Source organism: Streptomyces sp. NPDC001920, assembly GCF_053594495.1.
Genome location: NZ_JBSFEP010000029.1, coordinates 36,716 through 49,287, shown reverse-complemented (window position 1 = coordinate 49,287; position 12,572 = coordinate 36,716). Strand labels below are relative to the sequence as shown.

The 12,572-nt window shown below is 70.7% G+C and carries 12 protein-coding genes; 5 read left to right on the top strand and 7 right to left on the bottom strand.

Annotated features, from left to right (window positions below):
• Nucleotides 1-13 precede the first annotated feature (13 nt).
• Nucleotides 14-661 carry a helix-turn-helix domain-containing protein gene (locus ACWCPI_RS35485; protein WP_451042073.1) on the bottom strand — a complete coding sequence of 216 codons (648 nt, stop codon included), beginning with the start codon at nt 659-661 and terminating at the stop codon, nt 14-16.
• Nucleotides 662-715: 54 nt separating this feature from the next.
• Between ACWCPI_RS35485 and ACWCPI_RS35480 the strand changes: the two genes are divergently transcribed.
• The 5 genes from ACWCPI_RS35480 to ACWCPI_RS35460 all read left to right on the top strand — a co-directional run bounded on the left by ACWCPI_RS35480 (nt 716) and on the right by ACWCPI_RS35460 (nt 3,841).
• Nucleotides 716-1,000, top strand: coding sequence for a hypothetical protein (locus ACWCPI_RS35480; RefSeq protein WP_451042072.1), 285 nt, complete (start codon nt 716-718; stop codon nt 998-1,000).
• A gap of 33 nt (nt 1,001-1,033) precedes the next feature.
• A complete protein-coding gene (locus ACWCPI_RS35475) occupies nt 1,034-1,861 on the top strand; it encodes a hypothetical protein (protein ID WP_451042071.1) in 828 nt (275 codons plus the stop codon).
• A 170-nt stretch (nt 1,862-2,031) separates the two neighbouring features.
• On the top strand, nt 2,032-2,841 hold the full coding sequence (locus ACWCPI_RS35470; RefSeq protein WP_451042070.1) for an SAM-dependent methyltransferase: 810 nt from the start codon (nt 2,032-2,034) through the stop codon (nt 2,839-2,841).
• Between the two features lie 95 nt (nt 2,842-2,936).
• A complete protein-coding gene (locus tag ACWCPI_RS35465; RefSeq protein WP_451042069.1) occupies nt 2,937-3,317 on the top strand; it encodes a hypothetical protein in 381 nt (126 codons plus the stop codon).
• Complete coding sequence (locus ACWCPI_RS35460; protein ID WP_451042127.1) at nt 3,314-3,841, top strand: NUDIX hydrolase family protein; 528 nt, start codon at nt 3,314-3,316, stop codon at nt 3,839-3,841. Before ACWCPI_RS35465 ends, ACWCPI_RS35460 begins: the two co-directional genes overlap by 4 nt.
• A 158-nt stretch (nt 3,842-3,999) precedes the next feature.
• On the opposite strand, the gene ACWCPI_RS35455 is transcribed toward ACWCPI_RS35460, so the two are convergent.
• The 6 genes from ACWCPI_RS35455 to ACWCPI_RS35430 form a co-directional block, all read right to left on the bottom strand.
• A complete protein-coding gene (locus ACWCPI_RS35455; protein ID WP_451042068.1) occupies nt 4,000-4,458 on the bottom strand; it encodes an SRPBCC family protein in 459 nt (152 codons plus the stop codon).
• 59 nt (nt 4,459-4,517) lie between these two features.
• Nucleotides 4,518-5,690, bottom strand: coding sequence for an N-methyl-L-tryptophan oxidase (solA, locus tag ACWCPI_RS35450; protein ID WP_451042067.1), 1,173 nt, complete (start codon nt 5,688-5,690; stop codon nt 4,518-4,520).
• 134 nt (nt 5,691-5,824) lie between these two features.
• Nucleotides 5,825-8,263: a GcvT family protein gene (locus ACWCPI_RS35445; protein WP_451042066.1), complete on the bottom strand. Its 2,439-nt coding sequence runs from the start codon at nt 8,261-8,263 to the stop codon at nt 5,825-5,827.
• Between the two features lie 203 nt (nt 8,264-8,466).
• Complete coding sequence (locus ACWCPI_RS35440; protein WP_451042065.1) at nt 8,467-9,435, bottom strand: ABC transporter substrate-binding protein; 969 nt, start codon at nt 9,433-9,435, stop codon at nt 8,467-8,469.
• A gap of 13 nt (nt 9,436-9,448) precedes the next feature.
• Complete coding sequence (locus tag ACWCPI_RS35435) at nt 9,449-11,476, bottom strand: ABC transporter permease (RefSeq protein ID WP_451042064.1); 2,028 nt, start codon at nt 11,474-11,476, stop codon at nt 9,449-9,451.
• Nucleotides 11,476-12,564 (bottom strand): quaternary amine ABC transporter ATP-binding protein, encoded by a 1,089-nt coding sequence (locus ACWCPI_RS35430; RefSeq protein WP_451042063.1) that lies wholly within the window; start codon nt 12,562-12,564, stop codon nt 11,476-11,478. The genes ACWCPI_RS35435 and ACWCPI_RS35430 overlap by 1 nt, the downstream gene beginning before the upstream one ends.
• Between the last annotated feature and the right edge of the window lie 8 nt (nt 12,565-12,572).

The window sequence follows — 12,572 nt, the reverse complement described above, 5'->3', positions numbered from 1 at the left end:
CGGGTGTCAAGTGTCACTGAACGGCATCGGGGGTCACGAACCAGATGCCGACGGCCGGTACAGCACCATCATTGCGGTAGCGGTGCGGGGTCGTCGACTCGAAGCAGACCGAGTCGCCGGGACGCAGCGTGTACTCGTCGAAGCCGAGGGTGAGGACCAGTTCGCCCGAGGTCAGACAGCCGTACTCGGTGCCGTTGTGCCGCATGAGGCCGCCCGAGCCGGAGGAGGCTCCGCCGGGCCGGTAGGTCACCTGGAGGAAGTCGACGTCCGAGCCCGGAACGTGGCCGAGGCGCTCCCACACCACCCCCGAGTCCAGCTCCAGAACCTCCCGCTGATCCGGCCTGACCAGGGGGCCGATGCGGCGGCCGGGGTCGGCGGCGAAGGCGGCCAGGGCGTGCGCGACGGTGCCGGGGGCCGACGCTGCGACCGGGGACGCGGCAGCGGCCTCCTCCGCGCCGAAGAGCGATTCGACGGAGATGCCGAGCGCGGTCGTGATGGCGTACAGCGTGCTGACCGAGGGCTGGCTCTTGCCGTTCTCGATCTGCGACACGAGGCTCGCCGAGACGCCGATCTCGCGGGCGAGCGCCCGCAGGCTGGTCCCGCGTTCGAGGCGCGCCTGCCGGATGCGCGCGCCCACGGGCGGGACGGCGGCAGGGGGCATGGGCGGCTCCTCTCTGCGGGCGCGGGCAAAGGAGGCGAGGGGCGTTCGCTCTCATTGAACAGCGGGGAGGGCTGCGACGGTATCGATCCGGAGAAGTGGGCGGGGCGCCGCGAGCGGTTCGGCTTCGTCTTCCGGTTCGGCCCGCCTGGCCCGGGTCCCCATCGTCTCGCGTCGGCGGTCCGGCCGGACGCGGTCCTCGCGGACGAGCCCACCGGCGCCCTGGACCAGGACACCGGCGCCGAGGTGCACAGCCCGGCGCGTGAGGTGCCGGGGCCTCGGGTGCGCTCACTCGAACGGTCCGGTGCCGCTGGTGGGCGGTGTTGCGCGGTGATGCGCTGAGGGCACGCGTCACGTTCTCAGGAGGCACTTGCGATGACCCGTCGTCCGTCCCGACTCGCCCGCGTTCTCTCGTCGGCCCTGGCGGCAGGCGCGCTGCTGGCCACGGCCGCCTGCTCGGAGGACGGCACCGACAAGGACGGCTCGCGGGCCGCGGGGGTCACCGCGTCGCCCGTCGCCCAGAACCGGCAGACCCCCTCGCCCACCGCCACGCTCACCGAGGCCGGCGCCCAGACCGCGCTGATCACCGAGGCGGACATCGAGGACGACTGGACGCAGGTCAAGGACACCGAGGCGGAGAACTGGCACGACGCTCTGCTCATCGGCACGGTCGACGTCTCCGACTTCCTCACCGCCAAGGCCGACGCCGCCGACTGTCAGCGGCTCATGGACTCGCTGTTCGACGACGACCTGCTGGGCAGGCCGTCGGGAGCGAACGCGCTGCGCGGCTTCACACAAGGCGACTCGCGTCTGCTCCACCAGGTCGGGTCCTACGACCGGACCGACCCGCAGGACTCCCTGAACTGGATGGCGAAGCTGCCGGAGGAGTGCGACCGGTTCACGATGACCGAGGACGGGGAAAAGCGCACCGTCCAGGTCGTCGAGACCTCGTTGCCCGACGTGGGCGACGCCCGGGAGGGCCTGCGCGTGACGGTGCAGGGCCGGACCGACGGCGAGCAGGCCACGCTGACGCTGGACGTGGCCGCCGTACGCGTCGGCAACGACGCCATCACCGTGACGGCGGGCGGGCTGGACGGCGACGAGCACGACTCGGTGGAGCAGGCGGTGAAGCTCGGCACCCAGCGTCTGAATGACGTCCTGGCCGGCAAGTCGCCCGCCTCCACGCCCAGCGAGATCCAGTAGCACCGCGGCTCGCGCCCGCCCACCGCCCTCCGACGAACGCCTCCGGACGCCTCCGGACGCCCGTCAACAGCCCCGCCCGCTCTGTCGATTCCCGGGACAACGTGATCAACGGAGCGGCACAATGGCGGCGATGGCCGGTTTCGGTCGTGCGTGCGAGGAGAGGACGAGTCGTGAGTGATGGCCACACCCCGTCGAGCGGGTCGGCGAAGCTGAACACCGGTGTGGCGCACAACGCGCGTGTGTGGAACTACTGGATCGGCGGCAAGGACAACTACGAGATCGACCAGCAGGTCGGCGAGCAGGTCGCGGGGATGTTCCCGATCATCCGGGACATCGCCCGCGCGGACCGGGACTTCCTCGGCCGGGCCGTGCGGTTCGTGGCCGAGGAGCGGGGCGTGCGCCAGTTCCTGGACATCGGCACCGGGCTGCCGACGGCGGAGAACACCCACGAGATAGCCCAGCGCGTCGCGCCCGACTCCCGGATCGTGTACGTCGACAACGACCCGATCGTCCTCGTGCACGCCCGGACTCTGCTGACCGGCACCCACGAGGGCGTCACCGCCTACATCGACGCCGATGTGCACGACCCGGACGCCATCGTCGAACGGGCCGCGCAGACCCTGGACTTCGGCAAGCCGGTCGCGGTGATGATGCTGGGCATCCTCAACTTCGTCCTCGACGACGACAAGGCCCGCGAGATCGTGCGGCGCGTCCTGGCCGCGGTCCCCTCCGGCAGCCTGCTGGTCCTGACCCACCCGACCTTCGACTCCGAGCTCGGCGGCGAGGGCCAGATCCCGGCGATGAAGTTCTGGAACGAGAACGCCACGCCGCCGATCACCGCCCGCAGCGGCACGGACATCGCCGCCTTCTTCGAGGGCCTGGAGTTGCTGGAGCCGGGCATGGTGTCCTGCTCGCAATGGCGCGCCCCGGGCTCCCCCGCGGCCGTTCCGCAGTACGGCGCGGTGGCCGTGAAGCCCTGACGGTCGTACGGCTGGACAGCGACACCCGCATGCACGGAGCGGATCCCCGGCCGCCGACGGACTGGTTACGCCTCACCAGGGGAACGATCCCCGTCATGCTCCTGCGCCGCTGGCCGAATCAGCGCCGGGCCGCCTGTGCGGCGGCGGTGTTCGAGCAGGCGTACCCGGACGTCGGCCTGGCCCCGCACCACGTCGGCCCCTGCCGGTCCGGCCCGGTCCCCTCCGAGGTGCTGGAGATCACCCCGTTGCGCGCACTGCTGTACCACTCCGACGCGTATGGTCTGCCGGAACCGAGCCTGCCGGACGCGTCGCGGATCGCGGCGCGGACGGCCGGTGCCGACGCCCGCCGCCTCTTCGGACCTGCCGAGACCGAACCCGAGACCGAACCCGATCCCGCCCCCGCACCCGATCCCCGTCCGCACCGCGACCGAGCGTTCGCGATCCCGGAAAGTATGATCAAGCAATGTCTGACATGACCGACACCACGCCCGGCTGGCTGAGCACCGACGACCTGGAGCAGGCACGCGCCCGCATGCCGATCCTGTACGTCGAAGCCGTGCCCGTGCGCGTCGACGACAGCGGCGAGGTCACCAGCATCGGTCTCCTGCTGCGCATCGGACCGGACGGAACGGTCAGCCGGACCCTGGTCTCCGGCCGCGTGATGCACCACGAGCGGGTCCGTGACGCCCTGCTGCGGCACCTGGAGAAGGACCTCGGCCCGGTGGCACTCCCCCGGGTCCCTGCCTCCCTGCAGCCGTTCACGGTCGCGGAGTACTTTCCGACACAGGGCATCACGCCGTACCACGACCCGCGTCAGCACGCGGTCTCCCTCGCCTACGTCGTCCCGGTCACCGGCGACTGCCGCCCCCGTCAGGACGCCCTCGACCTGGTCTGGTTCAGCCCGCAGGAAGCCCTGTCCCCCGCGGTGCAGAGCGAGATGCCGGGCGGGCACGGGGTGCTGCTGAAGCAGGCGCTCGCCCATGTGGGGTGCGTGGTCTGACCGCCCCGCGGGGGCCGTGGCCGTCGCCCGAGGCGCGCCCGGCGGTGGCCCCGGCGCCCGCGGTCGGACGGCCGGTCGGCTGCTGACACGGCGGACCGCGGCGCGGCGCACGCCGGGACGGCGTGGCCGGCACCGCGGTCTCGTCGGGTCGGATCCGCTCAGCCGGGCGTGATGCGGCCCCGCCAGGCTCCGGACTCACTCCCTCGGTGCTCGATGTATTCCTTGAAGCGCCGCATGTCGCCCTTGACGCGGCGATCGATCGTCCCCAGCATGTCCGCGGTCTTCTCCACGGCTCCGGTCGGTTCGATGTCCATCACGAGTTCCACCCGGGTGTGGGTGTCGTCCACGCGCTGGAAGCGAACCATGCCCTTCTGATGGGTGTCACCGCTGACGGTGCGCCAGGTAATCCGCTCGTCAGGGAGCTGGTCGACGATCTCGGTGTCGAACTCCCGCCGTACTCCGCCGATCTTGGTGGTCCAGTGGTTGTGAGTGTCGTCGAGCTGGGTGACCTCCTCGACGCCCTCCATGAAGTTCGGGAACTCCTCGAACTGCGTCCACTGGTTGTATGCGGTGTGGACCGGGACCTCGACTTCCACTGCTTCCTTGACGGTGCCCATGTCGGACCTCCTTTCACGCTGCGGCGAGTACCCAGGAGTCGTCCGGCTACAAGTCCTGATCACCTCGTCGTTCCCGGAAGCGGTCGCACGCCCGCCCTTCGGGGGTCGAAGAGCGCGATGGGGTGCTCGGTGCCGCCCTCGACGGCCAGGTCGGCGAGGATCTCGCCGATCACCGGCACGAACTTGAACCCGTGCCCCGAGAAGCCGCAGGCCACGGTGACCCGCGGATGCTCGGGATGCCGGGCCACGACGAAGTTCTCGTCGGGGGTGCTCGTGTACATGCAGGCCGCGCCCTTGAGGAAACGGCCGGGCAGCGCCGGGATGCGGGGCCGCAGGTACGCGGCGATGGTCTCGATCTCCTGCGGGTGGATGTGGCGGTCGAGGGCGTCCGGGTCGGTGGCTCCCCCGGTGCGGAAGAAAGCGACCTTGGCACCGCCGTGCGGGCCGTCCAGGGCGGGGAAGCCGTAGATCTGGGCGCCGTCCGGGTCCTCCCAGATGTAGACGGGGTGCCGGTCGGGGGTGAAGGGGCCGGTGCCGCCCTCGGGCTGGAACCAGTACATGACCTGGCGTTCCACCGTCACGCTGACGCCGAGGTCGGCCAGCAGTTGCGGCGCCCAGGCGCCCGGGGCGATCACCAGCCGGTCGGCGGTGTAGGTGCCGCGCTCGGTGACCACCCGGGCCTTGCCGCCCGGTCCGTCGGCCTCCCACGTGCGTACCCGCTCCTCGAAGTGCAGCTCGGCGCCATGGGCACGGGCGAGGTCCAGGTGGGCACGCACCGTGGCCTCGGGCCGGGCCACACCGGCCCTGCGCTCGTAGAAGGCGACGTCCTCGGGTGCCGGGGCGAAGGTGGGGAAGCGGCGGCGGATGTCTGCGGCGTCCAGCATCTCGTGCTCCAGCCCCCACTGCCGGGCGCTGCGCAGCGTTCCGGCGACGGCCAGGCTGTCCTCGCGTCCGATCAGCAGACCGCCGGTCTCGGTGAAGACCTCGCGCCCTGAGGCGGCGCCCAGTGCCTCCCACAGCTCGTGCGCGCGCAGCAGCAACGGCACGTAGGCGGGGTCCTCGAAGTAGGCCTGCCGGTAGATGCGCGAGCCGCCGTGGCTGGAGCCGAGGTCGTGGGCCGGGCCGAAGCGCTCCAGGCCCAGCACCCGATGGCCGCGGGCCGCCAGGTGGTAGGCGGCCGCGCTGCCCATTCCGCCCAGACCGACGACGATCACGTCGTACGCAGGGGGCATGCGTTCTTGTCTCCTGTGGTGCCGGCTGCCAGGTCGTGGCACGTTCGTACGTCGAACGGGCCACGACCCAGAATCAGACCCGGCCGTCGCCGTGGGCAACCGGATATCGACGTCGGCGCGCCTTCATGGACTGCTCACCCGCGAAGGCGGGTCATCGCCGGGTCGAACAGCGGCTCCTGAGCCACGACCGCCTCGACGCGCTGGTCGAAGTATCCGATGTGCAGGGTGGTGCCAGGGGTGGTGAGGTCGGCGGGCAGCCAGGCGTACGCGATGCCCTTGCCGATCGTGTAGCCGTAGGCGGCGCTGGTGACATAGCCCACCGGGCGGTCCCCGTCGTGGACGGGCTCCTTGCCCATGACGACCGACCGCGGGTCGTCGATCGTGAGGCAGGTCAGCCTCCGCCGTACGTCGGCCCTGCGGCGCTCCAGCGCGGCCCTGCCGATGAAGTCCTCCTTGTCGGGCTTGACGGCGAAGCCGACGCCGGCCTCGTAGGGGTCGTGCTCGTAGGTCATGTCGGTGCCGAACGAGCGGTAGCCCTTCTCCAGGCGGAGGCTGTTGAAGGCGCCGCGGCCGGCGATGATCCCGCCGAGCGGACGGGCCGCCCGCCACAGGGTGTCCCAGAGCTTGTGGCCCAGGTCGGCGGTGGTGTAGAGCTCCCAGCCGAGTTCGCCGACGTACGACAGGCGCATCGCGGTGACGGGGACGGAGCCGATGTGGGCGTGCTTGGCGCGGAAGTACTTCAGTCCCTCGTCGGAGAAGTCCTCGTCCGTCAGGGGCTGGAGCACCTCGCGGGCCAGCGGTCCCCACAGGCCGACGCAGCAGGTCCCGGGGGTGATGTCGCGGACCTGGACGGTGCCGTCGGCGGGGAGGTGGCGGCTGAACCAGTCGAGGTCGAGGTTGCCGTTGGCGCCGACCTGGAACCGGTCGCGGGCGAGGCGGGCCACGGTGATGTCGCTGCGGATGCCGCCGCCGTGGTCGAGGAGCAGGGTGTACGTCACGGAGCCGACGGACTTGGCGACCTTGCCGGTGACCAGTCGCTCCAGGAAGCCGGCGGCGCCGGGGCCGGTCACCTCCAGGCGCTTGAGGGCCGTCATGTCGTACATCGCGACGGTCTCGCGGGTGACCTGGGCCTCGGCGCCGACGATCGGCGACCAGTAGCGCGCGGCCCACGCGTTGGGGGTGGGGACGGAACGGCCTTCGACGAGGCCCGCGTTGGCCTCGTACCACTGCGGGCGCTCCCAGCCGTTCGCCTCCAGGAAGAAGGCGCCGTGCTCCTGCTGGCGGGCGTAGAAGGGGCTGGTGCGGATCGGGCGCGGCTCACCGGGCGGCTGCAGCGGGTGGAGGATGTCGTAGACCTCGGCGAAGTTCCGGCAGTCGCGGGCCAGGACGTACTCCGGGGTCAGCTGGTGCGGCTCGAAGCGGTTGACGTCGCACTCGTGCAGGTCGAAGGACGAGCAGTGACCGTCCACCAGCCACTCGGCCATGGCCCGCCCGACGCCGGCGGAGTGGGTGACCCAGACGGCCTCGGCGACCCAGAAGCCCCTGACGTCCGGGGACTCGCCCAGCAGCGGGAAGTTGTCGGTGGTGAAGGAGAACAGGCCATTGATGCCCTCCTCGACCTTGGCCTCCCGGGTGGCGGGAAGCAGGGACCGGGTCTCGGTCCAGGCGTCCGCGAAGTCCTCCTCGGTGAACTCGAGGACCGAGGGCATCTGGTCGGCCTCGTCGACGGAGAGGATGTCGTCGGCCGAGACCGGCATCGGACGGTGGCCGTAGGAGCCGATGCCGATGGCGTCGAAGCGGTCGCGGTAGTACAGGTCGGCGTCCTGGTGGCGCAGGATCGGCCGGACCGCCTCCTCGCTCTGGCCGGCGAGGGCCGGTACGGGCCCGGTCCAGGCGAGTTGGTGGGCGAGCGGGGTCAGCGGGAGGTTCATGCCGGCCATGCGGGCGATCTTCGGGCCCCAGATGCCGGCGCAGCACACGACGATGTCGGCGGGGATCGGGCCCTGGTCCGTCAGGACACCGGTGACGCGGCCGTCGGCCTGCTGGACGTCGAGGACCTCGTGGCGGGCCAGGAAGCGCACGCCACGCTCGGTGGCCCGGCGGATCTGCGCCTCGACCGCGAGGACGGCCTTGGCGAGGCCGTCGGTGGGGACGAGGAGGCCGCCGAGGACCTTGTCGCGGTTGATCAGGGGGTGCCGCTCGACGCACTCGTCGGCGTCCAGCAGACGGGCCTCGATGCCCCAGGCGGTGACCCAGCCGTGACGGCGACGCAGTTCGGTGAGGCGCTCGGGGGTGGTGGCCACTTCGAGGCCGCCGACCTGGAGGAAGCAGGGCTTGCCGTCCACGTCGAGGGAGCAGAACTTCTCGACGGTGTAGCGGGCCAGTTCGGTCATGGTCTTGGAGGAGTTCGTCTGGAAGACCAGGCCCGGGGCGTGTGAGGAGGAGCCCCCGGTGGCGGGGAGCGGGCCCTGGTCGACCACGGTCACTTCGGTCCAGCCGCGCGCGGAGATCTCGTCCGCGAGCGCCGCGCCGACGACCCCCGCTCCGATGATGACCACTCGGGGTCCCGCCATCGCCGCACCTCCGGTTCAGTTGCTCTCTACGCAACGTGATTCAGGCTGCGCAACTCAATGTGCCCGGCGGGCAGGTGGGTGTCAAGGGGGCCGGTGACGTCGGGCAACGGCGTCGGGAGGGGCCCGGAGAAGGGGCCGGGAACGGCAATGCCCGGTGGGCGGTGCGCCGTCGTGCGCACCGCCCACCGGGCATCAGGGACGGTCTACTTGATCCAGGCCTCCACCTTGCCGCGGTTGGCCTCGACCCACTTCTCGGCCGCCGCCTCCGGCGTCATCTTGTCCACCGCGATGTACTTGGCCACGGTGTTCTGGTCCTCGTTCGTCCAGGTGAAGTTCTTCACCAGGTCGTACGCCGGACTGCCCGACTTGGCGAACTTCGCACTGACGATCTTGTCCAGCTCGTAGACGGGGTAGTCGCAGGCGACCTTCTCCGCGTCCGCGTCACAACCGGTCTTGTACTCCGGCAGCTTGACCTTGACCAACGGCACCTCGGACATGAACCACTGCGGCTCGTAGAAGTAGCCGATCACCCATTCCTTGTTCTTCTCGGCCTTGCGGAAGGCCTGGATGAGCGCGGTCTCACTGCCCGCGTACACCACCTTGAAGTCCAGCTCCAGGTTCTTCACCAGGGCCTCGTCGTTGGTGACGAACGACGGGTCGCCGTCGAGGAGTTGGCCCTTGCCGCCGGACTCGGAGGTCTTGAACTCGGCCGCGTACTTGTTCAGGTTCTTCCAGTCGGTGATGTCCGGGTGCGCCTTCGCCAGCCACGGCGGCACGTACCAGCCGATGAGGCCCTTGTTGCCGGTCCTGCCGGCGTCCACGGCGGTCTTCTGGTCGGTGATGTACTTCTTCTTGAGGTCGTCGTGGCCCCAGTTCTCGATGACGGCGTCCACCTCGCCGGTCCCGAAGCCCTGCCAGGCGATCTCCTCCTTCAGGTCCTTCTTGGTCACCGTGCAGCCGAGGTCGTGCTCCGCGACGTACGCGACGACCGCCGCGTTCGCCTCGTAGCCCACCCACGGGTTGACGGCGAGGTTGAAGGTGCCGCACTTGCCCGAGCCGCCCGAGCCGGAGGAGTCCTCACCGACCTTCGCGCCGCCGCAGGCGGTGAGGGTGAGGCCGAGAACGGCCAGGCCGGCCGCGCCGACTCTCCACTGTCGTACCTGTGTTGCCATGGGTCAGTGCTCCTTACGCGCTCACGCGCCGCGCCGCGGCCTGAGTGATCCGGTCGAACATGACTCCGAGAAGGACGATGGCGAGCCCTGCCGCAAGGCCCTTCCCGTACAACTGCCCCTGGGAGAATCCGGCCACCACGTCGTAGCCGAGGGCGCCCGCTCCCACCAGTCCGCCCACCACGACCATCGACAGCACGTAGATCAGGCCCTGGTTGGTCGCGAGCGTCAGGGCACTGCGTGACATCGGCAGTTGGACCTTGGTGATGATCTGCCACGTGCTGCAGCCGGCCGAGGTGGCCGCCTCGACGGTGGTCTGCGGCACGGCCCGGACACCGTCGGCGATGATCTTGATGGCGACCGGGGCCGCGTAGACGATCGCGGCGACGATGGCCGTGAAACGGGTCGCGCCGAACAGCGCCAGGAACGGCACGAGATAGACGAACGGCGGCATGACCTGCGCCGCGTCCAGCGTAGGGCGCAGCACCCGGTCCACCAGCCCGCTGCGCCCCATCCACACGCCGAAGGCCACACCGAGCGCCATGACGAGCACCGTCGCCACGACGGTGGAGGCCAGTGTGGTCATCGCGTCGGACCACACACCGGTGCCGACCAGGAGACCCACGCACACGGCCGCGGTGATCCCGGCGCGCAGGCCGCCGAGCACCGCGCCCAGCGCGATCAGCACCACGCCGACGAGCCACCACGGGGAGTCGGTGAGCAGCGACTGGAACGGGTTGAGCAGACCGTTGGTGATCGCGTCGCGGAAGGCGTTGGTCAGGGCCGAGAGGTTGTCCTGGGCCCAGGTGGTCGCGGTGTCCGCCGCGCTCGCGACGGAGCGGCCGACGCCGCCCTCGCCGGGGAACTCCGCCGCCCACACATAGGTGTGCGAGAGATACACGAGAACCGCCGTGACGGCGCCCCCGGCGGCCAGCAGCGGCCTGCGCCAGGTCAGGAAGCGGCCGCCCGAGCGCCGGGCCGTCTCCTCGCGGGCGCTGGCGGCGGTGGTGACCCGGTCCAGCACGATCGCCATGACGACGATGGCCAGGCCCGCGTTGAAGGCCGTGCCCACGTCCAGGGACTGAAGGGCCTGGACGACGGTCTTGCCGAGTCCGGGCGCGTCGATCAGGGCCGCGATCGTCACCATGGCGAGCGCCGCCATGATGGACTGGTTGACGCCCATCACCACGGTCCGCTTGGACATCGGCAGCAGGACCTTCATCAGGGCCTGCCGTGGTGTCGCGCCCAGTGAGTCGGCGGCCTCGACGGTGGCCTTCGGTACCGAGCGGATGGCGTGCGCGGTGATGCGGATGGCGGGCGGCGCCGCGTAGATCACGGTGGCGATGGTGGCGGAGGCTCCGCCGATGAGGAAGAACAGGGTGAGCGGGGCGAGGTAGACGAAGGTCGGCATCGTCTGCATGAAGTCCAGGAACGGCGTCACGATCCGGTGGAACCGGTCCGACAGGCCCGCGCACACGCCGAGCGGGATCGCGAACAGCAGCGCCACGAACACCGCGGACAGGGTGAGGGCCAGGGTGTCCATGCTCTCCTGCCAGAGCCCCTGGAGCCCCATGAAGGTGAAGCCCGCGACGGCCAGCAGGGCGACCCGCCAGTTGCCCACCGCCCAGGAGACGTAGCCGGCGATGCCGACGACGCCGAGCCAGCCGATCTGCGGCACGGGCCGGCCGCCGGAGGGCTGGGAGACGAGGTCCTGGACGAAGGTCACCAGGGTGTCGATGACCAGCCGGATCTCGTTGAAGAAGTAGAGGAAGAGCGGGTTGGAGTTGCGGTTGGCGCCGATGGAGTCGTTCGCGTCGTTGAACCACCGGTGCAGGTCCGTGAGGTCCGCCGCCGCCAGGGCGAGGGTCTGCCTGCCGCGCAGCAGGGCGAAGAGCAGCAGCCAGCCGACGAGGACGGCGGCCACCAGCGCGCCGCGGCTCAGCCTGCGCCGCCGGGCGGGGGGCGGGGACACGGGTGCGGTGTCCGCCTGCCGCCCTCGCTCCGGTTTCTGCGGTTGCCCGGGTTTCTCCACGACGACCGTCATCACGCGCCGCCTTCCTGCCCGGCCACCACCGCGAGGATCTCCTCGTCACCGACGATGCCGAGAAGCTTGCCGTCCTCGACGACCCTGACCGGTCTGTCGGCCGCCAGTACCGCCCGGGTGGCCTCCTTCACCACGACGTCGGGGCCGAGTTCGGGGCCGTCGAGGGCGTCCTCGGGCTCGGCCGGACGCATGATCCAGCGCAGGGTGAGCACATCGCCGCGCGGTACGTCCTTGACGAACTCGCGCACGTAGTCGTCGGCGGGGGCGCCGACGAGTTCGTCGCCGGTGCCGCACTGGACCGTCCTGCCGTCGCGCATGATGAGGATGCGGTCGCCCAGTTTGAGCGCCTCGGAGAGGTCGTGGGTGATGAACACCATGGTCTTGCCGACCTCGTGGTGCAGTCGGATGACCTCGTTCTGCATGTCACGCCGGATCAGCGGGTCGAGGGCGGAGAAGGGTTCGTCGAAGAAGAGGACGTCCGGATCGCCGGCCAACGCCCGTGCGAGGCCGACGCGTTGCTGCATGCCGCCGGAGAGCTGGTCGGGGTAGGAGTTCTCGTATCCGGCGAGGCCGACCAGCTCCACCACCTCCTGGGCCCGCCGCGTGCGCTCGGCCCTGCTCATGCCGCGGATCTCCAGGCCGAAGGCCACGTTGTCGACGACCCGGCGGTGCGGCAGCAGGCCGAAGTGCTGGAAGACCATGGAGAACTTGCTGCGCCGCAGCTCGCGCAGCCGCTTGCCGTCGGCCTCGCGGATGTCCTCGCCCTCGAAGACGATCTCCCCCGCGGTGGGTTCGATCAGCCGGGTCAGACAGCGCACCAGTGTCGACTTGCCGGAGCCGGACAGGCCCATGACGACGAAGACCTCGCCCTTGCGCACGTCGAAGTCGACGTCGCGCACGGCGGCGGTGCAGCCGGTGCGGTCCATGAGCTCACGGCGGCCGAGGCCGCACAGTTCCTCGGACTGCGGCACCCGGTCGGCCTTCGGACCGAACACCTTCCACAGCCGGCGCACGGATATGACCGCGCTGCCGTCCGAATCCTGGGGCGTGCCGCGCCGCTGCGGCACCTCGGTCTGTGTTGGGGTCACGGTCGACC